At 57.0% G+C, this 23,370-nt stretch carries 27 protein-coding genes; all 27 read right to left on the bottom strand.

Features of this window, described 5'->3' with window-relative positions; translation table 11 throughout:
• Positions 1–291: 291 nt before the first annotated feature.
• Positions 292–1,068 carry a hypothetical protein gene (locus MGLY_RS13880; protein ID WP_156274753.1) on the bottom strand — a complete coding sequence of 259 codons (777 nt, stop codon included), beginning with the start codon at positions 1,066–1,068 and terminating at the stop codon, positions 292–294.
• Positions 1,065–1,949: a type II secretion system F family protein gene (locus MGLY_RS13875; RefSeq protein WP_156274751.1), complete on the bottom strand. Its 885-nt coding sequence runs from the start codon at positions 1,947–1,949 to the stop codon at positions 1,065–1,067. Before MGLY_RS13875 ends, MGLY_RS13880 begins: the two co-directional genes overlap by 4 nt.
• On the bottom strand, positions 1,946–3,334 hold the full coding sequence (locus tag MGLY_RS13870; RefSeq protein ID WP_156274749.1) for an ATPase, T2SS/T4P/T4SS family: 1,389 nt from the start codon (positions 3,332–3,334) through the stop codon (positions 1,946–1,948). The genes MGLY_RS13875 and MGLY_RS13870 overlap by 4 nt, the downstream gene beginning before the upstream one ends.
• Positions 3,261–4,013 (bottom strand): Flp pilus assembly protein CpaB, encoded by a 753-nt coding sequence (gene cpaB, locus MGLY_RS13865; RefSeq protein ID WP_156274747.1) that lies wholly within the window; start codon positions 4,011–4,013, stop codon positions 3,261–3,263. The genes MGLY_RS13870 and cpaB overlap by 74 nt, the downstream gene beginning before the upstream one ends.
• A gap of 4 nt (positions 4,014–4,017) precedes the next feature.
• Positions 4,018–4,566 carry an A24 family peptidase gene (locus tag MGLY_RS13860; protein ID WP_170291094.1) on the bottom strand — a complete coding sequence of 183 codons (549 nt, stop codon included), beginning with the start codon at positions 4,564–4,566 and terminating at the stop codon, positions 4,018–4,020.
• 257 nt (positions 4,567–4,823) lie between these two features.
• Entirely contained in the window at positions 4,824–5,798 is a 975-nt protein-coding gene (locus MGLY_RS13855; RefSeq protein ID WP_156274743.1) for a TlpA family protein disulfide reductase, read from the bottom strand.
• A gap of 16 nt (positions 5,799–5,814) precedes the next feature.
• Positions 5,815–6,414: a stage II sporulation protein M gene (locus tag MGLY_RS13850; RefSeq protein WP_156274741.1), complete on the bottom strand. Its 600-nt coding sequence runs from the start codon at positions 6,412–6,414 to the stop codon at positions 5,815–5,817.
• A gap of 28 nt (positions 6,415–6,442) precedes the next feature.
• Positions 6,443–7,348, bottom strand: a complete 906-nt coding sequence (locus MGLY_RS13845) for a CpaE/TadZ family protein (protein ID WP_156274739.1) — start codon at positions 7,346–7,348, stop codon at positions 6,443–6,445.
• 12 nt (positions 7,349–7,360) lie between these two features.
• Positions 7,361–8,917 (bottom strand): CpaE/TadZ family protein, encoded by a 1,557-nt coding sequence (locus MGLY_RS13840; protein WP_156274737.1) that lies wholly within the window; start codon positions 8,915–8,917, stop codon positions 7,361–7,363.
• A 20-nt stretch (positions 8,918–8,937) separates the two neighbouring features.
• On the bottom strand, positions 8,938–9,537 hold the full coding sequence (locus MGLY_RS13835) for a GGDEF domain-containing protein (RefSeq protein WP_156274735.1): 600 nt from the start codon (positions 9,535–9,537) through the stop codon (positions 8,938–8,940).
• Complete coding sequence (locus MGLY_RS13830; RefSeq protein WP_211661905.1) at positions 9,530–10,129, bottom strand: SAF domain-containing protein; 600 nt, start codon at positions 10,127–10,129, stop codon at positions 9,530–9,532. The genes MGLY_RS13835 and MGLY_RS13830 overlap by 8 nt, the downstream gene beginning before the upstream one ends.
• Positions 10,071–10,763: a hypothetical protein gene (locus MGLY_RS17850; RefSeq protein WP_170291092.1), complete on the bottom strand. Its 693-nt coding sequence runs from the start codon at positions 10,761–10,763 to the stop codon at positions 10,071–10,073. Before MGLY_RS17850 ends, MGLY_RS13830 begins: the two co-directional genes overlap by 59 nt.
• A gap of 11 nt (positions 10,764–10,774) precedes the next feature.
• Complete coding sequence (locus tag MGLY_RS13825; protein ID WP_156274729.1) at positions 10,775–11,188, bottom strand: hypothetical protein; 414 nt, start codon at positions 11,186–11,188, stop codon at positions 10,775–10,777.
• A gap of 20 nt (positions 11,189–11,208) precedes the next feature.
• Positions 11,209–11,406 (bottom strand): hypothetical protein, encoded by a 198-nt coding sequence (locus tag MGLY_RS13820; RefSeq protein ID WP_156274727.1) that lies wholly within the window; start codon positions 11,404–11,406, stop codon positions 11,209–11,211.
• A 31-nt stretch (positions 11,407–11,437) separates the two neighbouring features.
• Positions 11,438–11,962 (bottom strand): hypothetical protein, encoded by a 525-nt coding sequence (locus MGLY_RS13815; protein WP_156274725.1) that lies wholly within the window; start codon positions 11,960–11,962, stop codon positions 11,438–11,440.
• 89 nt (positions 11,963–12,051) lie between these two features.
• Positions 12,052–12,864: a hypothetical protein gene (locus tag MGLY_RS13810; RefSeq protein WP_156274723.1), complete on the bottom strand. Its 813-nt coding sequence runs from the start codon at positions 12,862–12,864 to the stop codon at positions 12,052–12,054.
• Positions 12,865–12,877: 13 nt separating this feature from the next.
• On the bottom strand, positions 12,878–13,651 hold the full coding sequence (locus MGLY_RS13805) for a type II secretion system F family protein (RefSeq protein WP_246187500.1): 774 nt from the start codon (positions 13,649–13,651) through the stop codon (positions 12,878–12,880).
• Between the two features lie 8 nt (positions 13,652–13,659).
• Positions 13,660–15,018, bottom strand: a complete 1,359-nt coding sequence (locus tag MGLY_RS13800; RefSeq protein WP_156274719.1) for an ATPase, T2SS/T4P/T4SS family — start codon at positions 15,016–15,018, stop codon at positions 13,660–13,662.
• Positions 15,019–15,069: 51 nt separating this feature from the next.
• Entirely contained in the window at positions 15,070–15,801 is a 732-nt protein-coding gene (locus MGLY_RS13795) for a hypothetical protein (protein ID WP_156274717.1), read from the bottom strand.
• A complete protein-coding gene (locus MGLY_RS13790; RefSeq protein WP_156274715.1) occupies positions 15,786–16,133 on the bottom strand; it encodes a hypothetical protein in 348 nt (115 codons plus the stop codon). The genes MGLY_RS13795 and MGLY_RS13790 overlap by 16 nt, the downstream gene beginning before the upstream one ends.
• Before the next feature lie 72 nt (positions 16,134–16,205).
• Complete coding sequence (locus tag MGLY_RS13785) at positions 16,206–17,999, bottom strand: hypothetical protein (protein ID WP_156274713.1); 1,794 nt, start codon at positions 17,997–17,999, stop codon at positions 16,206–16,208.
• A gap of 37 nt (positions 18,000–18,036) precedes the next feature.
• Positions 18,037–19,029, bottom strand: a complete 993-nt coding sequence (locus MGLY_RS13780) for an S-layer homology domain-containing protein (protein ID WP_156274711.1) — start codon at positions 19,027–19,029, stop codon at positions 18,037–18,039.
• A gap of 119 nt (positions 19,030–19,148) precedes the next feature.
• Positions 19,149–19,637 carry a putative toxin-antitoxin system toxin component, PIN family gene (locus MGLY_RS13775; RefSeq protein ID WP_156274709.1) on the bottom strand — a complete coding sequence of 163 codons (489 nt, stop codon included), beginning with the start codon at positions 19,635–19,637 and terminating at the stop codon, positions 19,149–19,151.
• Entirely contained in the window at positions 19,582–19,824 is a 243-nt protein-coding gene (locus tag MGLY_RS13770) for a hypothetical protein (RefSeq protein WP_156274707.1), read from the bottom strand. Before MGLY_RS13770 ends, MGLY_RS13775 begins: the two co-directional genes overlap by 56 nt.
• Positions 19,825–19,974: 150 nt before the next feature.
• On the bottom strand, positions 19,975–20,376 hold the full coding sequence (locus MGLY_RS13765; protein WP_156274705.1) for a hypothetical protein: 402 nt from the start codon (positions 20,374–20,376) through the stop codon (positions 19,975–19,977).
• Positions 20,377–20,482: 106 nt separating this feature from the next.
• Positions 20,483–22,219, bottom strand: a complete 1,737-nt coding sequence (locus MGLY_RS13760) for a CpaE/TadZ family protein (protein ID WP_156274703.1) — start codon at positions 22,217–22,219, stop codon at positions 20,483–20,485.
• A 14-nt stretch (positions 22,220–22,233) separates the two neighbouring features.
• Complete coding sequence (locus MGLY_RS13755; RefSeq protein WP_246187338.1) at positions 22,234–23,259, bottom strand: peptidoglycan DD-metalloendopeptidase family protein; 1,026 nt, start codon at positions 23,257–23,259, stop codon at positions 22,234–22,236.
• Positions 23,260–23,370: the final 111 nt, after the last annotated feature.

Genomic DNA, 23,370 nt, shown 5'->3' with positions numbered 1-23,370 from the left:
CCCGGGTCTTTCAACGTAAATAAGAATTATATCCCAATTTTTATCCCAATCTTCTTTTAACTGTTCTTTCCATACAGGAAGATTGGCTTTGAACTCCTTAATGTTTGAGCACATATAAAACAACCCTTTCCTCACTTCCAGGCAAACCATTTAAGCCCCAGTTTCCGCAAAATGACAGTGCCGATTATTCCCAACACCAAAGCCATAATCATTATTAAAGCGTCATCCATACTTCCGCGCTCATCAGGGCTGAACTTCTGGAGAACTTTCCCGTAGCATATCACCCCCCAGCTAAAAGAAGAAAATTGCATCCTTCAATACCCCGGCTACGCGGTAGAGCAAGGGTCCCACGATGAGCCCCACGGCAGCCGCCAGGGGCAGGGCACGGTACAGGGTGAAGTACAGCGGCCTCCTGGCGATGTTCACTTCCATGGCGAGCTGCCGCAGGCGCTCCAGGTTGTACGCTTCCCTCTGCATCACCCCTTCCAAATTTTTTAAGCCCACCCGGTCCACCTGGCCCAGCAGGGACACCAGGATCTCGGCCTCCGGTATGTTCAGGTTTTGCCTAAGCACCTCCAGGGCACGCCTGGGACCAGCAGGCCAGCAGGCCAGGCACTCCCCCACGGCCTTCCGCAGGCGCGGGGTCAAAAGAGCGGCCGCCCGCATGGCCTGCGGCAGGGCGTAACCCGCCCGCATGTAAAGCTCCACCGCCTCAAAAAGCACCGTCAGTTCCCGGATACCGGCGGCCCTGTCGCTGCCCTCCTTGAGCCTGGCCATCATCCTGGTAAGACCCAGCCCGACGGCCCCTCCCAGGGTGGCCAATAAGGCCAGCACCCACGGACTGCCGCCCCATCCCAGGAGGAGCATTCCCGCCATCCCGGCCAGGACGGCCGCGGTTTCCCTGGTACTGCGGGGATCAGGCGGTTTCCTGGTCCTGCTTTTTTTTCCCGTCTCCTTTGCACGGTCCTGCCGGCTGGGGGAAGAAAGCAGCTTTACGGCCATGAGCACCCAGGCCCCGGCGGCCAGCCCAAGGCCGGCGGCGGCCAGGAGAAGCGGCCCGGCCTTCATACTTCCACCCTCCCCATAAGGCGGTCCATGACCACCCAGACTATGACGGAAAGAAAACAGAGGGCCACCACTATTCTCCCGGCCACGGTATCCGCCAGAAATTCGTAAGTTTCCGGCACCGTGGCCCGCATCGCCAGATAGGCAGGCACCATGGCAAAAAGCATGATCCAGGAAAGCAACCGGTCGGCGTAAAGCTCGCTCCTGTTCTTTCTGATCAGCTCAAGCTGGACGGCCAGCCTGGTCACCAGCTCGCCAAACAGCGGCGCCACCGAAGAATCCCTGCGGGCGGCCATGAGCAGTTGGACGAACATCCTGCCCGGCCCGAAGTCCAGGCGTACCATCAGGTCCGAAAGCACGTCGTCCAGGGCTTTACCCAAAGAGACGTCACGGTAAGCGCTCCTGAAGACCGCCCCCAGGGGGTCCGGCACCCGCGCGGCCACCTCTCCCAGGGCTTTCCCGATCTGCGGCGTCTGGGTGAACTCGGCGGCAAAAATCCTCACAGCCGTGGCCATCTGCTCCAGCATCTTGAGCTTCCGGCTTTCCATGCGTTGGAGTATGAACTGGTCGGGCAGGAGGACGGCCGCCGTGGCCATGAGAAGCGCGGCGATGAAGTTCCTGAACACGAACAGCCCAACGTAGAGAGAAGCCAGCACGGCCAGGGTGACGCCTGCCGTGTAGAAGCGGCCGCGGAACCTGACCCCGGCGGCTTCAAGCTTTTGCTCGGTGGCTTCGGCCCAGGCATCCAGGGACTCCCGGGGGATGAGGGAAGAAAGCCGGCGGGCTGCCTTCCGGTAGCTTATCACCCGGAGCAGAAGCAACATTCCCGCCCCGGCCGCCAGGCCGGTCCCGAAAGCAACGCCCAGGACAGAAAGGCGGGTCATAACTCGAACCCCACCCTTCTCCAGTCGTCGTCCGTGACGCCGTAGCGGAACGTCTTAAACCGCAGCTCCGGGCTCGGGGGATTGACCAGCTTCCAGTCGCCTTCCCCCAGGTAGTCCCGGCCCGCGGGCTCCCAACGCACCAGATCGGTATAAACCACTTCTTCGTTGCGGACGCCTATCTCCGTAATACTGATGAGTTTTTTGACGCCCCTCATGCTGTCGTTGAGCATCTGGACAACCACATTAAAAGCGGTAGCCACTCTTACCTTCGCCATCTGGAAGGATATATTAAGACCTTCCTCCTGCAGCATCATGGCGGTACCCTCTACGGCTTCCTGAGGAGAATTAAAATGCGCCGTGCCCATTGACCCGGGATGCCCGCGGGTGCAGGCCCGTATGGCCTCGACGGCTTCGCCTTTTCCCCGGAACTCCTCCACCAGGATCACGTCGGGAGATTCACGCAAAGCGTTCTCGAAGATTTCCGGCATCCCCGCCCCTACCTCGGGATGGGACTCGAACTCCACAATATTGCGGCCGGGGTACTCCCGCCTGAGCCTCAACTCCAGGTCTTTGCCTATTACCACTAACCGCAAACCTTCGGGCAGTTCGCCCACCAGCTTCCGCATCAGGGATGTCTTGCCGCTGCGGACGTTCCCGGAAAAAAGGATGTTCGTCCTGCCCAACGCCAGGAGCCGCAAAACTTCCCACACCTGGCGGTTAAGAGTCCCCAGCTTCTCCAGGTTTTCCACGCTCATATCCACTGTGTGGTGCTTCCTCAACACGAAAGTCCAGGTCTCCGTCACCGGGTAGCAGGTAGCCGTAAGGCGGGAGCCGTCCTTTCGTATGCTCTCTACCATGGGATTGGACCTGTCCAGGGAAGCGCCCATGTCGTGCAGGATCATGCGCTTGATGACGGCCTCCACCCTTTCGGGAGTGTCAAAGCTCATGTTGACCCGCTCATGCCTGCCCAGGCGGTCTACAAAGATATCCCCCGGCCCGTTGACCTGGATCTCGTTCACTTCCGGGTCGCGGTATAAATCCTCCACCACGTCCAGCCCCCAAACGCGGGCATAAATAAGGCGGGCCGCCTCTTCCAGGGAAAACCCCGCCACTTCCTTCCTGCCCGCCTCCAGGGCCTGCCGGATGAGGGCCCGGGCCTCCAGTTGCATCCCCGGCTCCCCGGCCATGGCCCGGTGCAGTATATCCTGCTTGCGGGCCACCTCTCCCTCCGGCCCCCGGGCCAGGGCCTGTTGAACGTACTCTGCCGCCTGGTCCAGGGTCAAAACTTCCTCCCGGGGTTCCTCAACAACATTACTTCCCGGGGCCGGCGGCCCCAGCAGTAGCTTGAGGCGGGCTATCGCCCTGTCCGCCAGCGAGAGCGCCAACCTGCCCACCTCCTTCCTTGAACTTCCTCACCAGGGCTATGCACGTGTTGTTCTGCGCCGCGCCGGGAATTATGGCCCTCACTTCTCCAGCCCTCACAGCCAGCACCGCGATGGCCGGGGCCCTGGCCGCCGTCCCCTGGACGGCCGCCGCCACCAGGCCCTGGCCAGAGTCGACCGGCTGGCCGTTTTTGTCCAGGACGCTCACCACCCTGGCGTCCTGCGCAACCAGGGTGGCTCCCGTCCCCGGCGTCCAGGCGGTCTTCTCGGCGGGCTGTATCCAGTAAACGTCCACCAGGTCGCCCGGCCTGGCCCCGCCCAGGCGGGAAGAATCAACATTGACAGATACTAGCTGCACGTCTAGGCTCCCCGGGTCTTTAAGGTCGCCGGCTCGCAGGGGGTAGTCTTTCGGCACCGTCCTGGACAGGACCTTGCCAACGGCCTCGGCCGGTTTTTTTACCGCACCCGGCAGCTCGGACGGAAAAGTGCTCCAGCTCAAATCCTGCGCCTGGACCAGGGTATACGGCGGCAGGTCGCGGGCTGCCACCGGGAGCTTAACCCCTGCCTGGGAGGAGGCCTCCCCTTTGAGGGCCTTGAAGCTGAAAGCCGCCACCACTAGGCCGACCGCTATAGCCAGGAGGTAGGGCCACGTCCGTTTTAGAATTGGAAAACGCAAAGCCAAACCATCACCACCTCACAATCCCGCTGTAATGCCTAACATACCACGCCGCCAGAGTCGCCGCCCAAACTCCCGCGGCCAGGCAGGCCGCGAAGGGAATGGCCTCCTGCGGTACGCCTTCCTCCGGCATCTTTACCAGGAGAGGCTGCCTGACCCCGGTAAAGATAGAACCGCCCCAGTAAAGGAGATACAGAATCTTTCTTTTCAACAGGCCCAGCCTGGCCAATTTGGCGGCCGCCCATGCCGCCCCGATCAGGCTGGCGGCCGCAAAGACCAGCAACCCGCCGTACACCCCGGCCCAGGCCCCTATGGCGGCCATGAGCTTGACGTCCCCGCCGCCCATGCCGCCTGTAGAGACTAGAACGGCACCTGCAATGAACCATACCAGCGCCCCTGAAAGACCGCCCCAGAAGTCTCCCGCCCAGGCCCGGTATGCCAGCCCGATAAAAATTAAGGGTACTGTAAGGCGGTTCGGTACCCTCATGGAAAGGAAATCATATATGCCGCAAGCCGTCACCGGGACCAGGAATAAAACCCAAAGCCAGTTCCAGGTCAAGAATCTCTCCCTCCAGCAATTTTTCAGAAGTACCTCCGTGCTGAAAAGATGGTATTATTTTTTTAAAACAGTGATTGCTATGGCTACAAGAGACGCCAATAAAGCCCAAAACAAAATGCCACCCTGCGAAAAACCCGAGGTATCTTTTACGATTAAAATGCCGCGGCTTTGGACCATAGCAGCCAACTTACTGCTGATTATTTTTGCGTTGTGGACGATATCGCACTTAAACGCAGGATAGCCGTTTTCCCTATCGCCTATTTTACCTCACCGCCTTCCGCATATAGCAACACCGGGATGCCGCCCGGGTTCCCCGGCACGCCCCGGCTGAAGTACACTTCTCCTCCTGGCAAACCAGCCCTGGCAACTTCCTGCAAGGACCGGTTGACATCCCCGGCCGTATAGGAAACAGACACCAGGTACGGCCTTTTTTCTCCTGCCAGCCGGGCCATCTCCCGTAAAACCTCCCGGCACGCCGGGCACCACCAGGCAAAGTAAAGGGCAGGCCGTTGCGAAAGGTCGAGCTCCACTTTTTTGCCGCCAGCGGTCGTCACGGCCACCGAAGGCCCTTTCGCAACCGGATATTTCTTACCCGGCACGGCAGCCGCTGCACTATCTGCAAGCGCCGGGGCCGCGCCCGCAGGCGGGTTATAAACCAGCGGACGGCCGGGCTCCACCTGCCCGGCATCAACAGCCGCCATGCCCACCGGCGACTTTTCCGGGGTGCCAAAAGCAGCAGCCCCATCCGGTACAACCGCCTCGCTGCCCGCACCCCCTGAAACCGCCTCCGCTGCGCTGCCGGCAGGCATCACATACCCGGAGACGGAAGGGTTATATGCCAGAAGCCCGGTGCCCACAAGCAGGAAAACCCCGGCAAGGGAAAGAAAGACTGGATATTGCTTCCTGCCCCGGGCAAAAACCAGAAACGCGGCCAGGACAGCTTCGATAACGAGAAAGGTAACGCAGGCCGGGCAGAGGTAGCCGGAATCCCTCCAGGCGAGTGCGAGTACGGCCGCGTGTACCGCAGGCAGAAAAGCGGCCCCGGCTATGGCAACCTTCCTTTTCGCCCCGGCAAAGCAGAGGACTGCCATACACGCATAAGCCGTTGCGCCCCACAGCAGTAAGGGTCTCCCCAGAAAGAGGCCGTAGCCGCAGTACGGGTTAAAACCTGTAGACCACAAAATCAGGGACGCCAGGGCAAGGATGAAATAGGCAAGCCCGGCTAACGCCATACTTTTTTCCTCCCGGTCAACTCCACAGCCTCACCATAATCGCCGGCGAAATGTACGCCTCAACCAGCGCGGACACCACCAACAAGGGGAATATAGGCCGCACAAAGAACGCCATCCTGTCCTTAAAATCGCTCCCCGGCCGGCAGAACACCAGGGCGCTGACCATTACCAGGGCCGCGAGTTCGAATACCCCGTGGGGCAGAATCCCGCCCAGCAGGGCCGCCAGGGGCACGCCGGCCCTGGCAAACAGGAGCACGCTCCAGGAGAGTACGGCGCCGTTGAGCAAGAGTATCAGGACGGGAAAAAAGGCGACCGAGAAGTCTGTCACCCTTGATAAGCAGGCGGCCAGGCGGGACCTGAAGAACTTCCCCTTAAGCCGGTCGTAAGAAGGCCCGGCAGTAAGCACCAGGAACAGCACCAGGCAGTTTTTTATGAGGACCAGGGCCACAAACACCAGCGCATCCGGCCGGAGCGTTTGCGCCGAATCCATTACCCTGTTCAGCACGGGCGCAGCGATTCGGGCCATGTGGGCGGGGAACGCCACCCCCAGTACCCCTCCCAGGCACAGAAGAAAAAGGGCCAGCCCGCATGCCGCACTCCACGTAAGATTCCGCAAAGCTCCAACTCCTTTCTATTTCTCATTCTCAGCGTCCAAACAGGCGCCGGAATATCCCGCCCTTCTGGGTTGCCGAACTCTCATACATAGCATCACGGACTTCCGCCAGCGCCCGCATAAAAGGGCCATTGGCGGAGAAAACCTGCCCCCGGCGCAAACCACGTGCGAGTTCCGGGTCCTCAGGGACAGCGAATTCCCGGAAAGATAGGACCTCCGCAATCGGGCCGTTGACCTCGCTCTCGCGGTTGCACAGGAGAAAAACCTCCTTGCTTTTGAGGTTTACCCCCGCCAGCCGGGCCAGCAGGCGCGACTTCTCCCCATCTTCACCGCCCGTCACCAGCAGGAGCGTGTTGGCATTCTCCAGGACTCCCTGCACCGGCGGCCCCTCCGCATTGGGCAGGTCGCAAATTATTACGTCGTAGGTGGTCCGGGCCGAAGTAACAGCCCGGGTCAAAATGTCTTGTGAAAGCTCGTCAATCTCGCTCCGGTTCCGGGGAGCCTGGAGTACGTCCAGATTGGGCTCCGCGTTTATGACGGCACCCGCGATACCGCCGTACTCGAATGCCTTGAGGTGGGGGTACTCCGGCAGGTCCAGGACAAAGGAAAGGTCGCTGCACCCCACATCAAAAGAACAGTCAACCAGCAGTACGCGCATCAAATCCTTCAGCAGCCAGGCCAGGCCCAGGGCTACGGAAGTGCAGCCCACCCCGCCCTTCGCCCGCCAGACCGCTATTACCCTCTGCCGGTAGGCGACTCTGGCGGAATTTACTTGCACTACCGCAGGAGCTTTGGAAGCGCCGGGCACCTCCAGCACCTGCGCCTTGCCGTCCAGGATGTCCCGGACAGTTTCGACTGGTATTTTTAAGGCCGCAGATATGGCTTCTGCGTCCAGGTATTCGGCCATGTGCTTTACTTTTTCCTCTAAGCTGCCCATAACACCACCAGCCTATTTTTTTCTTCTGCCAAAGAACCGGAAGAAAGCCTTCTTTTCCCCTTCGGGCTTCCTGTATGTGTACCCGGCAGACGCCGCGATCTCTCCCGCCAGGGCGTGCCACTGGCTGTAGGCGTCGTCCAGGCCCACCACTTCGCCCTTGTAACCTCTTTGCACATAAGCCTCCCATTCTTCCGGTATCACCGCCGCCACCTTCGGCAGGAGCTTTGCGGGAACTTCCTTCTTGAAGCCGGAACAGAAGTGCTTCTCCACCCCTTTCGCGTTGTGGAGCTTCGGGCTGAAGCGGTTCAAAACTATGCTTATCTTCTCTGGCGTCACGCCCATAGCCAGAAGGCAAGGCGCATAAGCGGCAGTTTCTTGCTCGCTGAACTTGGACTGGTCCACCACGGCCAGCACCCTGTCGGCTAAAGGGAACACTCCCTCCAGCCAGGGCTTGGTCCAGAACTCCGGAGGGGTGTCGCCGAACACCACCGGAAATCTGGATAGCAATTGCTGCGCTATAGCACCAATTTCACCCGGCTCAAAAGCCGGCACGGTCCTGTCCATAGGTCCGGGCAGGACGTAGAGGTTTTCCTCCGCTTTGACAAGCAGCCCTTCGGCAATCTCCGGCCGGAATAACCCTTTAGCCAGCGCCTCTATACCGGCCACACCCGATATGTCGAAGAAGGAAGCCACGTCCGGCGCGCCGAAGTCCAGATCCCACAGCACAACCGGGATCCCCGCCCGGGCCAGGGCCACGGCCAGGGTCACCGCCACCGTGGTCTTACCTACGCCTCCTTTGTTGGCGGCGGTAAGCACAAAAACCCCTCGCCCTCCTGTACGGGGGTAAACGCGGGCCTCCTGGACGGGCTTCGCAGGAAACGCCCGGGCCGCGGGCCGCTCAAACGCCGGGTCGGTCGGAGATCCGCCGGCAGGGCCGGGCGGACCCGCATAGCGGCCCAGAAGCTCGTCCAGGTAGTCGGCGTCCCTCCGGTGCTCCTGCCTTTCGACAAGGGAAAACGCCTGCGGCCCTGCCGGTTGCGGCGGATGGGGACGCGGCCGCTCCTTATATGCGGTATCCACCGGAGGCGCGGCTGCCGGCGGCTCCGGAACGTATTCCTCCCTCTCCTCCACTTCCAGCCCCGGCGGACCGATTTCTTCCTCCCCGCTCATCAAAGCGGACAGCTCGTCGTCCTCCCTCGCGTATCTGAGGGCGGCCAGGAGGTTGTAGGGCCTGTCGCCCGGGAGTTTGCCCGTAACGATATTGTTGAGCCCCGCCTGCCTGGCTGCTCTCACGAACGCCTTCCCTTTTTCATCCAGGTTGCCGGCCAAAAGGACTATATGGCTGGCCGAAAAAAGCAGGGGCAAGCGCTGGAGCAAAACGCGTGTATCTTCCCCCGGGAGGAAACGACTCACGACCACGACTCCCGGCCTGTCCGGGCTGAAAGCGTAGAGATCCCGGGCAGAAGTGCATACCTGAAACTCCCAATCAGGGTAAAGCCCGGTTTTAATCAAGTTCTGCTTTATAAGCTCGGCAGATTCTTTCTCGGCAGCGATGACGCAAAAAGGCACCTTTACACCCCCAATAACTTTTAACTTTTATACAAAAAACCACAGTTGCGGCCCGCCTCCTTCGCCCGGTAAAGGGCCGCGTCTGCGGCCTTGACGGCTTCCCCTGCCGTCGGCCCGTCCACGGGAAAGACCGCGCAGCCAAAAGAGCACGTCACGGCGAGCTCCTTCCCTTCTACAAAAAAGGGCGCGCCGGACACCGCCAGGCGCACCCTCTCTCCTATCTCCCACACCTTTTCTTTCTCGGCCGCCAGCACCAGGACCACAAACTCCTCCCCGCCGTACCTGGCCGCAAAGTCAATGCCCTTAATCGACGACCGCAGGCGGGAAGCGAATATCTTAAGAACCGAGTCCCCAGTGTGATGGCCGTGCGAGTCGTTGACCTTTTTGAAGTGATCGATGTCAAACAGTATCACCCCGAAGGCGGCGCACTGGCGGCAGGCTTCTCCCGCGGCCGCCTCCAGCGCCGCGTCGAAAGCCCTCCGGTTGGGCAGGCCGGTGAGGAAGTCTAAGTGCTTTTCCTCTAACTGCGGCCACGCGAGCCGGACGGGTTGAAGGCCCTCACCACCGAAGAAGGCCATGGGAGAAAGGGATTCCCACGGGCCAAAGGACAGCTTACGCACCCGTGACCGCGCTCCTGGCAAGGTAGACCGCTTTAGCGGAGGCGTACTGCACGAGCTGGGCCGCCACGTCCTTCGGCACTTCCAGCCCGACGCTTACCGGGGATTTGCTGGCTGGTACGGGAGAAATACCGCCGCTCTTCCCGGGTTCAATCTCTACCCCGTCCTGGCCCAGGCTGTGGAGGACCCGCACCCCCTGGGCCAGCAGCTTCGCGGCAGGAGCGCCGCCGGCGGTTTTGTCGATTGCGTAAACGTCAACCACCTCGCCGGCCAGGACAGCTGCAGAGCTCGAAAGGTCAACCGGCACGTAGACGACCACGTAACCTTCTTTAAGGCCCTTCCCTTCCCTAACTGCGTCCTTCCAGACGTACTGGCCTTTAACCATAGAGACGGTGGCCACCCTGCCGGCAACTTCCTCAACGGCTGTCGCCATACCGCTCGCGGCCTGGGCCGGGACCGGCACCTTCTCCACCATTTCCGGCTTTATCTCCGACCCGGCCGTTATAAACTGCGCGGCCCGGACCACGTTGACGGTCTTACTTGCCTGCCTGTACCTGGCATTGGCCCCTATGGTGACCAGCCCCGTGAACAGCAACGCCAGGAGAAAAGATATGATTATCCCTGCTTTCCTGCTCAAACGAACACCTCCCGAAGAAATATTCCTGGTCTCTCCCGGTCCACACCAGTGCCCCGCGCCGGGCCAAACGGGCGGCAAAGCGGCGGGCCGGCCCCCAGCCGCCCTTCTCCCACACCGCCTCCCCCGCCGCCTGCTTCCGCCTGATGTACCGCCGGAAAGCGGACGGCACAGGAGCCCGCGTTTCCCAGATAATTAGTGTCCCGGGTTCCAGTCCTCCCGCTAGGAGCGAGAGGTCGGAAGCCAGCAGGCCGGTAAACTCGGCCAGCCGGTGTTTCCGTCGGTCGGCTATATGCAGCTCGAAGGCCCGCCGGATTTTCCTCGTCTTTAGCTTCGCGCCGGAAAAGAAAAGCACGGCCCAAGCCAGCAGGGAACTGATGGGCACCAGGACCAGCAGCCTGAAACCCGCTTCCCTGCTGGCCTCCCGCCAGCGCGGGATATGCGCCAGGTGGTACCAGAAAAGATAACCGGCGCACAGGAGCATCCCGGCAAAACACACCGCTATGAAGGGACGGTACTGCACCGCCCCTTTCAGGGAAACGCCGACGGCCGCACCAAACAGGAGACAGAAAACCGAAAACAAAAACCGCAGCATAACCGCGTCTCCTACGGCGAAGTATAGGTGAGGCCCGACATCGTGCCGGGTATGTAGGCGCTCACCGAAGTTCCCTTCCCTGTCACCGGCACCTCAAAGGGCGGAAAGAATTTCCCCGCGGCAAAACGGAAGGGGTAAGTTATCTCGCAGGTAACCACCGTGCCCCAGGGCACGGGCGCCCCCGGGGCCGACACCTTAACCTGGGTCTTCGCGCGGTCCATCTTCATCTGGCTCATAAAGTTTTGGAGCTGGGCGTCAATATCGGTGGTGTAGCCCCCGTACCTGCTCATGCCCGCGGCCACGAACTGGGCCTCGGACTGGAGGGCATACCACTGGGAAACCATCCCGATAAAGACGGCCCCGCACACGGCGAAGAGTATGAGCACAAAGAGGACCCCGAAAAGGGAGATCACCCTGTCAAGCATTTGAAGCCACCGCCCCCAGGCTAGAAACCAAACTGGCCGCGTATCCAGCCGGTGGCCGCATTCCAGAAGTCCCTGGTCGTCTGGGGGGCAAGGACCATGAGCGCCACAACCACTAGGGCCGCAACTATAGCCAGGCCCAGGACCGTGGTCAGTTCCGGAAGGGACCCTTTCTCGTCCTTGATAATATCGACTGCGTTATCCAGGTATTTTTTTAACATGGCGTCAACCTCCAATTCGTTTAGTAGCTTTTTAGAGTTCAACCCGCCCGGCGGGCTGGTAGCACCGCATCTGCACATCTAAAAACTGCGGGCCTACAAAAGGTACGTTACCTACCAGGATGGGCACTTTCAGGGTGGCCATAAACCCCGGCACGGAAGCTCTGCCGCCCGGAATGGGGTCACCGGGCCGCACGTAGCGGAAGCCCTCCAAGGTGGCGGCCCCTTTGATCGGGGATGACCCCGAAGGCACAAAGCTGCTGCCGTTAAAAGCAGTTCCCGTCATCCTGGAAAAAGCTAAAGTGAAATACTGCCGGGCCAGGGTTTCGGCACTCTCAAGGTTGCCGCCGGTATCCCGGCTGGCGGCCCTGCCCGCAAAGTCAATAGCCTCGCCTACCATCTGGTACACCACGTCGGCGTTTTTCTTGGTCCCGAAGGCCACGCCCGTAAGCACGGCGAAGACGGTCAGGGCCACGACCGTGAAAAGCGACAGCATGTAGATTTCCAGGAAGCCGCGCCGGTCCTTCACAAAAGCCAGCGCTTTACGACGGCCAGCCACCACAGGGCTCCCAGGACTACCAGCGCCACTAGCGCGGAAATCAACACCAGCGCAAAAGCCTTTCGCACTCTCACCCCCTCCCTTCTCTTTCATATCCCGAACCCCCCGGCGATCTTCTGGGCCATGAACTTCACGGCCGGGTAGCCGAAAACCAGGACCGCGCCCAGAAGTCCCAGTACGGCCACCAGGGCGAAGAAGGAAGCCCGGGCCGCCGTGACCCTGCCTGCCGCTTCTTCCCGGAGCAGAGCCAGCTGCCCGGCCAGGTCGTCGAAGATAGTGGCGTCCACCCGCACGTCCCAAGCCGAAGACAACCGAAAGGCCACAGCATCCACCAGGGGATGCTTCACCTTCCCCGCCAGCTCATCCATGGCCGTCCGCACCTCGGCCTTCCTGGCTATGCGGCTCAGGGCGTTTTCCAGCAGGCCCCGCAGGGGTTCGGAAATGAAAGGCAGGGAAAGGAACAGGGCCTCCCTGGGAGTGACCGCACCGGTTTCCAGGAAGACGGGAACGAAGTTGAATATGTTGGGTACCCCCGCCAGCACTTTGGCCTGCCAGCGGCGGAACTCGGTATCCACGGCATTCGCAGCCAGAAACATGCCCAGGAGAAAAAGGACCGCGGCCGGCACCAGGGCGAACACCCCTAAAAACTTAACCCCGATGAGGAAGCCCAGGAGGGCTAACCCGGCGCCGATCAAAGCGCCGCTCCGCATGAGCTCCCGCACCGTCCTGCCCGCGGCTTCCAGGCGCGCCGCCCTGTCCGGGGTTATCAGGCTTTTCTCCAATCTCTTCCTCACGGAATCGACGGTGCCCGCCGCGAGCGACACGCCTTCCCTGTCGGGACAGAGGAGCAGATAGAGAAAGACAAAAGTCGTCACAAAAAGGCCCGCAGGCGCAAGCATCATGCCATTCCCCCCTCTACATCGCGTCCGGGCTCCCGGCTTTGACGGCCAGGAAGACCATGCCGACTATTATCGCCGAAGCCGCAGTCAGGACCAGCCTGCCGCCGCCCTCGAAGTAGCCGGGCCACAGAAGGACACCGCCCAAAAAGCCCAGGAAGAGCAGGACTATCACCACCCCGGCGGCCACCTTCGGCTCAAAGGTCTCTTTGCGCCTTTCGGCCAGCAGCCGATCGCGCTGCTGCAGGGCGGCCCCCAGGCGCTTCAATCCTTTGGCCGCTGCATTAGGCCCCCCGGCCCGGTCGGCGGCGGCCAGCACGGCGGCCACGGCCTCGAACTCGGGCAGGCCGTACTTCTTCGCCAGGTTGCCGAAGGACTTTGAATAGGGTTTATCGGCCAGCTCGCGCTGGCCCAGCATATCCTGGAATTCCGCGGCAAAAGGCTCGGGCATCCGGTCGGCCATAACTTTTACCACCTCCGCGGTCGTCTGCCCGGCAGCAAACATGCCCGCGGCGGAAACCACAAAGCTCTTCACTAATTCCCTGAGCCTCGCCCGGCGGCGCTCTTCTACAAACCCTGTAACCCACCCGGGCAAATACCACCCCAGGACGGCCCAGGGGATACCACCCAGGGAAGTGCGGCACATAACAGAACCCAGGAGGAAAAACACCGCTGCGGAAGCCCCCGGCAAAAGCCTGTCCCTGGCTATTTTCTTAAGACCCGCCTTTTCGGGAACCTCGCCGCCGGTAAGAAAGTAAAACATCAGGAACAACGACAGGAAAAGAGCTATCACTAACAACCTTACGCCTCGCCTCCTTCTGCATAGAAGTGCTTCTCAAGCACCTGCTCGTATTCCGGCTTAACCTCCGCTCCGCGGAAGGCCAACCGGCCCAGCCTCTCCGGCGTCACGGGCGCCTCATACACCCACCGCCGGACTTTCCCCCGCGTCCTCGCAAACTCCCCTTCGTCAAACCGGAGAATGGTCCGGTAGCCTTCAGCCGTCACCTCCACGATGCTCATGAGGGTACGCTTCCCGTCATAGCTCTTGTCCAGGAATACCAGGAAGTGGAACATGGCCCGGAGCTGCTCGTCCACGTACTCCTTCGGCAGGGGCATCCCGCCGCGGGAAAACATCTTGGGCAGGCGGGAGCGCAGCTCGTCCACTCCCCCGGCGTGGCCCGTGGTCCAGAAGCCGCCGCTGATGGACTCAGCGATTTCAGATGCGGCCACCACCTCCCCGCCGCGGATCTCGCCGACTATAGCCCGGTCCGGGTTGGAACGGTTTATCACCTCGCAGATCCTCGCCAGGTCCACCAGCTTCTGGCCGCCGTAGGTGACTTCCACCATGTTGACGCAGTTAGGAAGGCTAGGCAGGGAAAGCTCGAAGCTGGTCTCACCTATGATCATCCTCTCGTCAATTGCGATTTGTTCGCCCAGGCTCCGCAGGACCGTCGTCTTGCCGGAGTCGGTGCGCCCGAACACCCCCAGGTTGGCGTGGCCCTCCACTATCAGGTCAACCAGAAGTTCGGCAGCGAACTGCGGCATCATGCCGCTTTTGACCAAAACGGACAGCGGCAGCGGCAGCCGCGTCAGGGGCGACTTCCTTATGGTCAGGGCCGTGCCGAGAGGGCTGGCCTTAAAACCTATGACCGAAAGTCTCGACCCGTCCCGCAGCCAGGCGTCAACGATGGGTGAATCGGCAGTAAAGGGCCGGCCGGCGTCCTCGCAGATTTTCTGAGCGAACCTGGTGACTTCTTCGTTGGTCTTGAAGTAGACGCCGGACGCCGGATACTGCCTGCCGCGCATGCCGTAGAAGACCCGCGGTCCTTGGGACGTGGGGTTCACGGCAACCTCTGTTATTTCTTCCGCTCCAGGGCCGGTAAAAAAGTCTCGCAGGGGTCCGTAGCCCGTTATCTGCCCCATTATGACACTCACAGCGTCATCTTTTTCATCCGGGGTAAGGTCTTTACGGGTAATGACAGCGTTTTTCACCAGCGCTTCAGCATCCAGCCTGGCGCCGCCGTCCAGGGTGCCACCAGAAAACAGCTCCGGGTGCTCCCGCGTGAGCTGTCTGGCGACTTCTTCGATTATCGCCTCCTTCTGCATCTCAATTTCCTGCAGCCAGTCGTGACTGGCAAATTCCAGCGGAATAAAAACCACCTCCCATAAAAAAGAAAAAGCCGCCCCGGGTAGGGCGGCAGTCACACGGCTTTAACCTGCATTGGAAGACCTGTCAAACAGTCGCTGTTCTACTTCTTCCCCATAGCCAGGATGCACAAGGTTGAGAAAATTTTTTGTCACCGGATCAAGGGCATGTGTTGCAAGGGCAAGCCCGGGATTCATGTATCGTACAGTAATAATGCGGTCCTTCGGAATCCAGGTGACACTTTGAGGATCATCCATACCGGCTACCAGCAATCCTCCCTTGGATCCCCAACTCGCCTTTAAGACTTCCCCCTGCACAGGAGTGCTCGTTCCTTCTACCAAAACGGTAACTATAGGACGTTTCTGAATAACCCTATAGCACAACAATACTTCCCACATAATATTCTCGCGGGGCGAAACCTCAAACTGTTTTCCCGCCATGAAGTTTCGCCATACTATGCTCTGTTTGATAGCCCGGGCGCTCTGCGTATCCAAAAACAGTTGTATGGCTCCCAACACGCTGGCTAATACCGAAAAACCGCACATGGCCAACCAGAAGAAACGCTGGATGGCCTGCAAATCACCCGAAAACATGAGTAAGACTTCGCCTGCTTTATCGTGGAAGAGAAGGAAAATAAGTATAATACCTACAGCAAAATTTACGACGCCCCGGGAGAAAACCAGCGTAAAGTTTCTCTTGCCTTCCTCCGCGACACCCGAAGCCCAGGTAAACATATACCCGGGAACAACAATAAGGCAAAGAAAAAGAGCGACGGGAAGTGTCAGTCCCTGTACCATCTATCGAACCTCCTGAAGTCAAAGTACCGGCCAACCCTCTCTCGTATAGTGGGCAAGCTCATTTTCGACGTTTCCCCAGGAATTTCCTTCATTGTTAAAGCTTTTAAACGAAACCATACAACCAGTAATACTGTAACAGTAAGGACCGCCGCCAGCACCAAGCCTAGGGCCATCGAACCGATAAGGGTGAGAATTGAAATCAGGGCAGTATAGGTTTCGGCCTCGTCGGAGAATGCAATAGATAAAAAAAAGTAAAGACCTAAAAGCGGTCCTAAAATTATGACGACGAATAAGTGGTTATAAAGAAACTCTTTAAAGTCCTTGCAATTCATACATCAATCCCCCCATAAAAAAGAAAAGCCGCCCCGAAAAGAGGCGGCTTCCCTATGCAAGTTAAAATGCGCTTACAAAATATTTATCCCCGTACCGTTCACCAGGAGACTGCCGGAAGCCGTGCCAGATGCAGTCCCTTTCGCCCGCACCGTGTAACAACCGTCTTTATCGCATTCTGTATATTCGTACTCATATTCCACCGTGTACTCCGCCGTAATGGTGTACTCCGTTGGTGGCGGGGCATCACGGCCCGCCAGCATGTCGTATATGGGCGCCCCGGCCACGCTCCAGTCTTCCTCAAACTCCACCGTGGCTTCGTGGTCGTTAGGCGTCATGGAAACAGTTATGGTACCCACCGGCTCCATAGTCGGGTGACCAAAGGTAAACTCCGGATTCCGCTTCGGGTAGCTCAAAGTCGCGGAAGTAACTTTCCAGGACACTAGTGTACCCTGGGGAGGCGTTAGAGGCGCGGGCTTCAAAACGGCTTTAACTATGTCGGCATACTTGGCGGTATTAACCGGCCGGTCCTCCGGCGGTTTATAGTTGCCATATATGTCCTGCCCGCCCCTGCTACGGGCGTAGAATACCAGCTCACCGCTGCCGTTGTAGTCTCTCCCACCTGCATTTCCTCCGCCGCCGGATGAGCCGCCACCCTGGTTATCGACCGGGGGAGACGGTAAAATAGGCTTTACCGTCACGTCTACGTAGTTGTCTTTATATGTGGATTCGAGCAATCCCCCAAAGGGATTCACCGCAACCCGCACTTTGTAAGGCGTGTCTTCTACTTTGAACTTTAGAGTCACCGGCGCTTTGTCCCACGCTTTCACCGGGACTTCGGCCGCCGCCGTGACGTAGGCCCCGCCTTCGCGCTTCACCGCCACGTCAGGCGCCAGAACAGCGGAGCTTTCATTCGTAATTGTGTATTGGGCTTCTTTTTCTTCCCCGGGGGCGCCGGTTATTTCAACCGGGCCTTCCAGCTTTAAATTCGCCCACGGCGTTATCGCCCCGATGAACCCCGGCACCGCCGCAGGATTACTTTTCAGCTGGTCGCTCCAGTCTTTGCCGCGGTAAAACCCTGTGCCGTCCGGGGCGTTCTCGTCATAATTGGGGCTGGTCTGCGCCGCCACCTGCCAGTTGCCAGTCTGCGGGCCGGGGTTTAAAAGCAGGTGGTAGTAAAACGTCGACCCGTGGTTGAAAGCATCCAGTGCCCGCAAGTATTGTTTGCTCCCGTCGGCGGAAGGTATCAGCCCATCGGGATACGCCTGGCTTGCCAGGAAAGGCTTCCATTTCGCCGCCTGAACTTCATTCATCCCTTCCTCCTGTGACAAGAAGTCCTGACGTGAAGGTAAGGGAATGTTAACGTACAGCCCCGAAGAGGCATCACCCGCCCAGGTGTTATTTTTGTCAATTAACCGCGTCTGAGCGTATACGTCAAAATAGTCCGCCAGGAAGCTCAACACGTCAGGATTGTCAAAATCGGCGTCCGGCAGGATGACCTTTTTCCTCCCGGACACCGGGGCCGGGGCCATGTTGGAATTAATGGGGATGTAAAGCTCGTTCAACCCGTACCGGTTGCCCTCCTTCACCCACCCCGGCTTGGTCCAGAGTTCGCCCCATACTAAATCCACGTCGCTCAGGTTTATCTCGCCTTTATTGCTATCCAGGCTCACGCTCATGTTTTCCGGGGTGTAGAGCAGCACCGGGACGCGGCGGACGAACCATTGCATTCCGTTGGAACGGGGGGCCTGGGAGTCGGAGGGAGCGCCTCTGTAATCCCCACCTTCATAGAAGGCGAAAGCCGGGTTGGCCAACGCCGCCATGAGAAGCAAAAAGAAAAAAGCCCTGAAAAAGGCTTTGCGCAGCATATAATATTTACCCCCTTTGATTAACTAACTTGTATCCTTACCAGCCCACTTTGCTGACGTAACCCCATTCTTTGTAATTTTGGGGGGTTCCGCCCTGGGTCATCATCCAGCGGCCGTCAATCTTCTTGAAACGGGAAATTCCTATCCCTTTATAGCCGCTCTCTATTTCTAATTTAGCAACTACTATCGCAATGGAGTTATGTTTTTCAGCTACTTTTATTTCGCTCTTTGTTAACCGGTAATTCTTCCTCCCGTCGTCCCGCAGGGCATACATAAACTTCCGCGCGCCCTCGAAGTAATTCCGGGTGACCCTCTTGTAGGGCAGCTTGTCGTAGAAGCTCAAGTCCACATTACGCCGCGCCTCAAAGTCCATTGCATTAGCGCTGGCATCTTCTAAAGCCTCTTTGCCTGCCTGAATCAACTCCTCATCACTCGGCAAGTTATTATCCACGCTCTTCGCCACACGGAGCAGCAGCACCGCCGCCTCACCCCTGAGCAGGTTCTGGTCGGCCCCCAGGACGCCCGGGCTGATGCCCTTCATGAGGCCCGTCTTGTCGGCGTAGATGGCGTCTACATCAGAGGTGTCACTAAAGGTCGCGCCCTGGTCCTTGACCGCCACCTGGTAGACCTTCGCCAGCCTGCCCAGCCACTTAGCGGCTTCCAGCCTGGTGATAGGCGCGTCCCAGTCCCCGGACTTGTCGTGGATTACACCGGCCTTCACCAAACCGTCAACGGCTCCGTCGTACCAGTTCGGTCCGGTGGTGCCCCCGGCGTCCATGATGCGGTTCAGCACGGCGGCGAACTCCGCCCGGGTCATGTTGTTATTGAGCCCCAGGGTGTTGTCCGGGTAACCGGCGTAAAGTTCAAAGTCGATGGCTTCAATGATGTCGTCTTGGCCCCAGGAAAAGTCTTTCGTGATGGTGTCTTTGTCAGAGAAACGGTACTCCATCTCGGCGTGGGCTGGGAGAGCTTGGGCTAAAAGAAATAGAATCAGGGCAAGTAAAGTGGTCAATACAGTGATTTTCTTCACGGTAGAAATCCCTCCTTGATGATTTTAGTTTACCAAAAAGTTCCGGCAACAACAACGGTATATACGTACCCTTTTGATGATCACCTCCTCGAAAACAAAAAACCCGGCGGTTAGCCGGATTAAATCTTATTTGCTAGTGTTATTGGGTGCACTATCTTTACCCACTCAAAGAATTGTCTTGGTGTCCCTATTGGTATCCCCTGAAAAGATTTTAATTCCAACATATGCGAATCGTCCTCTGAGATTATATACTCAGCTCCTCCTACCAAGGCCGCCCAAAGAAATGGGTCATCTTCTCTATCACGGGAATACGGTGGCCAATCTTCGGGCATATCAGTGACTTCGCGGCCAATAGTAGTAACTATCTTCAAAAGTTCCAAAACTTCTTCAGGAAATACACCCGCCTTTTGCAGATAGCGAGCTGACAACCTGTAGATAATTTCACAAGCTTCGTTGTAGATGTATGCACTCCAAACTAGAATGAGGTTGCCGGAAAAAAGAAATTGGGCTATAGGCGTATTACTATAAAGAGAAGGAACTAAAACATTGGTATCAATAACGACGGGGACCTTTGGAGGTTCTAATACTTGAACGCGCTTTGACGACATCTTCTTTAATATCTTTATAAGTAATGCCGGCAGCCCTCATCTTTGAAGATATATTTTCATTCAATTTTTTAGCGCGTTGTAGCAGTTCTTCTATTGTGCAAGATGGTTCTTTTTCCAGTAAGGCTGGCATTTCTGTTTCCCCCTTTCTTTTTAAGTACATATTAACCTTCTTAATTTTTTTCTTCAATAAGTATACACCCCTTGGGAGACATCTTAATTTATTAATATAGTATGCCTCCCGGGGACTCTCTTAACACAAAAAGGTTACTTTACCACCTTCCCTGAGTTCATTTTACCCCACTATTATCATTTAATCAATATCGGACGACATCCCTTCTTAAACCGATTTTGAAGCCCTTCCCCATATGGCCCGGGCGATAGGAGTTGCTATTAACCAGGTTACCGCTATCACTGCAATGTGTTCGATAAAAACTCTTCCTAGCGGCATCTTTGGCCGGCCAATAAGGAAATAGGCAAAGCCGGCAATATATGTAGCAGCCGCTACCACCGCCACGGCACGGAAATTCCGGTAGTCCTTTTCTACCAGGTTGCCAAGGACAAGGCCTGCTGGCATCGTTATAACGAAATATGCCACAAACATTATCATAAAAAAATAAACTCCAGGCGATAGTCGCCGCCATCCGGGAGACCAAACATTATAAGGGAAGGGGAAAAAGTCGATATTGCAGCTGTACCAAGAAGCAAGCAAGCCAAAGGCATATTGAACATCATATTCCACTCCTTTCTATAATTCGTAACCGACGGTAAAGCATGCACCGTTAACTGGTCTGGAACCATTATATATAAAATAATCCAACCTCACTTTTTGGAACCCTTACTTACTCCTATATATTCCATACCCTCCCGTTTCCCTTTTTTGCCTTCAATCTAGAAATTAAGTTCACCACTTGTCTCCAGAATTCCTTTGTATCTTCTGTTGTTAGGCAGTAAGGTTTCTTTATAGTTGACGCCTGCAGGTACCTCTCCCGATCATCCGGAACAACTACACGTTCGTGACAAACTTGGGCAGGTAGCTTTATCTCTTCCGGGGCAAATATTAATTCCACTGTAACCGGTTCTACTTCAACCCTTTTGAGTTCTGCCAGTTGCTGCCTTACTATTTCTCCTTCCTGGTGGCTGCCGGACATGGGTATGAACAAGACGCGGCAAGTTTTTAGTGCCGCATAGACCGGCGGCTGTTCGTACCATGTTCCAGCCTCGATGATTGTCACTTTGGGTTTTCTTGCCTCCCGAGCATTTATGGCGACAATTATGTTTTCTAACAGATGCACCCCATCTTCACCATAATCCGGGGTCCCGATATTGCCAAGTTTATTGCCTGCAGGCAAATATTTGACGCCCCAGGCTCGTTCCTTGAGCATCTTTACGGCCAGTTCCGGGCTGATGGCTTCACCGAAGGTCATAATGCCGGCATCATTATAATTTGCATCTTTAGCCCTGGTTTGTTTTATCCCGAACCATACATCCGTTTCGGTGTTAGTAAAATTATAGTTGATAAGCGCTGCATCATATCCTTCAGCTGCCGCGGCAACGGCTAAATTCAAAGCAGTCATACTTACAAAAAACCCTGAAGGGTTCCAGACCGTTATTAAAATATCCTCCTGAAGCCGGCATTGTTCCTGTACTTTTTCCCTTATTTTGGTGGCTAATTTTTTCTTTAAGCTGCCTTGTATTTGAAGTAACTTTGGGATTTTTATAGGCTTGACCCGGTTTTTCCTTAGTCCTTCCCTTGCTTCTTTTTCCCTTTCCCGATCAACATCGATTTTTATTCCTCTTCCTTTAACCTCGCTTTCGTTCAGGTTTCTAACGTTATTAACGTCAATATCCTGTTCCTCTTGAGTATCTTTACTTTCTCTAAGAGTTTCCGGAAAAAGATGTTTCCCAAATTCCAGCAGCACCTGCGCCGCTTTTCCTTTCCCATAAAGCGAAAGGGGAAGGCGTTGCTTGACAGCTTCGTTGTTACACTTAGGATCATCAATAATGGCTATATACTGTCCTACGTTAAACTGCCGGGCTATGTCCCTGGGATGGTAATAAGCCCGGGAAGTTACACGGTTGATTATCAGTTCCGGCTCATATTGCATCAAGATTTCTTTGATGTGGCCCGGCAAAGCTTCGACGCATCTTTTGCTCGGTTCAGCTACTAATATGTTTTTGGAGGCCTTCTTCATGAGGGAGAATACGTGGGGTAAATATATATCCCCGCCCAGGTCGATAACTATTACTTCAAATAACGGGTCAAAATAATTAAGGATGGCTTCGGCGTTTAAATCATAATCCGTACTTTTGTCGCGTTCCGCACTCGGGAGAACAGCCAGACCATACTGGGTTTTGATGAGTGAGGAAGCGGGGTCGCTGAATTCCTGCCAGGTTGCCGTTGTTGGGTAAACCTTTTCTTTTGCTTTTTCCACTAGGAATAATGGGCCTAAAACGCCCCTTGCGCTTAGATCTATGAGCAAAGTTTTTATGCCTTTATTGGCCGTCCAGGCGCCGATATTTGTGGCAATAAACGTGGCTCCGGCGCCTGGTACCAGGGCAAGGGATGTTACTATTTTGGCCATTTTTTCTGGCCTCCTCAGTTATTTCCTGAAGGTATCTTCAGCCACTCTTCCGGGTTGGCCGGCTGGCCGTTGATGTAAACGCTGAAATGCAGGTGGGGGCCGGTGGAGAGGCCGGTATTGCCTATGTAGCCGATGACCTGGCCGGCCTTCACCTTTTCCCCTTTTCTTACAGCTACATCCGCCAGGTGGCCGTACATGGTCTTAAGGCCGCCGTGGTCCAGGATTACGCAAAGGCCATAAGCGCCGTTCTCCCTATCCCAGAGCACCCTTCCATCTTGCATTGCAAATACTGGCGTGCCTTCCGGCGCCGGTAGATCTATGCCGTCGTGAAAGCTGTATTTTTTTAGAATCGGGTGCCAGCGCATGCCGTAGCCGTCGGTGATTGTTTTATATTGGCCCAGGAGGGGCCAAACGCCTTGGCCTACCGGCAACATGGTGGAGGCGTAGGCTGCCGCCTGGCTCATCACCATATCTACGTACCAATTGGCGTGGTTATAGGCGAAGATGGCTCTACGGGGGTCGGTGGCGAAGCCGTTGGCTTTAAGCATATTGGCGGCGGCGAAGATGGCGTCGTAGGGGTTATAGGGGTCCATCCTGCCGTCCCCGTCGCCATCCTGCTTGTACTGCTCCCAGGTGGCCGGCATGAACTGCATGAAACCGATAGCCCCAGCGCTGGAAGTTTTCATGTCGCTTCCAAACCCCGATTCTATTTTGGCGATGGCCGCGAGTATCGCCCAGGATACTCCGTACCGCTCTTGGGCCTTTAAGAAAATGGGCAGGTACTGGGCCGGTATATCGGCTACGGCAAATGCCGTCGGGGCGCCAGACCGGAAGCCGGTGGTTTTGCCCTGATCACCCATTCCAAGGGCCAGGAAAAATATTAGGACCAGAGATATAAGCAGAGCTGGAATAAGAAAAAAGATGCCTATCGCCAGGTATTCAATCTTTACGGCCAGACCTTCCCTGGCCCGGGCCGACGTGACCAATTTGCCGGCTTTCTGAGCTGTTTTGATTGCTGCTGTTGCGGTCACGGGACCCATAAGCATCCCCCTCCCATCAAAAAAGGAGACCTATTTCGGGCTCCTTTCTCCGAGGTTGTAATTACTACCGGCCTGCTAGGTTTCAAGTTGACGACAAAAAGATTTTGGACT

This window comes from Moorella glycerini (genome assembly GCF_009735625.1).
Taxonomy (GTDB): Bacteria; Bacillota; DSM-521; order Neomoorellales; family Neomoorellaceae; genus Neomoorella; species Neomoorella glycerini.
The sequence above is the reverse complement of the archived record's forward strand: the minus strand, read 5'-3'. Positions and strand labels throughout refer to the sequence as shown.

What these genes read in the sequence shown, in the direction of transcription:
- MGLY_RS13880 (WP_156274753.1), bottom strand. Translation starts at nt 1,068, where the DNA reads ATGAAGGCCGGGCCGCTTCTCCTGGCCGCCGCCGGCCTTGGGCTGGCC.
- MGLY_RS13875 (WP_156274751.1), bottom strand. Translation starts at nt 1,949, where the DNA reads ATGACCCGCCTTTCTGTCCTGGGCGTTGCTTTCGGGACCGGCCTGGCG.
- MGLY_RS13855 (WP_156274743.1), bottom strand. Translation starts at nt 5,798, where the DNA reads ATGGCGTTAGCCGGGCTTGCCTATTTCATCCTTGCCCTGGCGTCCCTG.
- MGLY_RS13845 (WP_156274739.1), bottom strand. Translation starts at nt 7,348, where the DNA reads ATGGGCAGCTTAGAGGAAAAAGTAAAGCACATGGCCGAATACCTGGAC.
- MGLY_RS17850 (WP_170291092.1), bottom strand. Translation starts at nt 10,763, where the DNA reads ATGCTGCGGTTTTTGTTTTCGGTTTTCTGTCTCCTGTTTGGTGCGGCC.
- MGLY_RS13825 (WP_156274729.1), bottom strand. Translation starts at nt 11,188, where the DNA reads ATGCTTGACAGGGTGATCTCCCTTTTCGGGGTCCTCTTTGTGCTCATA.
- MGLY_RS13820 (WP_156274727.1), bottom strand. Translation starts at nt 11,406, where the DNA reads ATGTTAAAAAAATACCTGGATAACGCAGTCGATATTATCAAGGACGAG.
- MGLY_RS13810 (WP_156274723.1), bottom strand. Translation starts at nt 12,864, where the DNA reads ATGATGCTTGCGCCTGCGGGCCTTTTTGTGACGACTTTTGTCTTTCTC.
- MGLY_RS13795 (WP_156274717.1), bottom strand. Translation starts at nt 15,801, where the DNA reads ATGGTACAGGGACTGACACTTCCCGTCGCTCTTTTTCTTTGCCTTATT.
- MGLY_RS13790 (WP_156274715.1), bottom strand. Translation starts at nt 16,133, where the DNA reads ATGAATTGCAAGGACTTTAAAGAGTTTCTTTATAACCACTTATTCGTC.
- MGLY_RS13785 (WP_156274713.1), bottom strand. Translation starts at nt 17,999, where the DNA reads ATGCTGCGCAAAGCCTTTTTCAGGGCTTTTTTCTTTTTGCTTCTCATG.
- MGLY_RS13775 (WP_156274709.1), bottom strand. Translation starts at nt 19,637, where the DNA reads ATGTCGTCAAAGCGCGTTCAAGTATTAGAACCTCCAAAGGTCCCCGTC.
- MGLY_RS13760 (WP_156274703.1), bottom strand. Translation starts at nt 22,219, where the DNA reads ATGGCCAAAATAGTAACATCCCTTGCCCTGGTACCAGGCGCCGGAGCC.
- MGLY_RS13755 (WP_246187338.1), bottom strand. Translation starts at nt 23,259, where the DNA reads ATGGGTCCCGTGACCGCAACAGCAGCAATCAAAACAGCTCAGAAAGCC.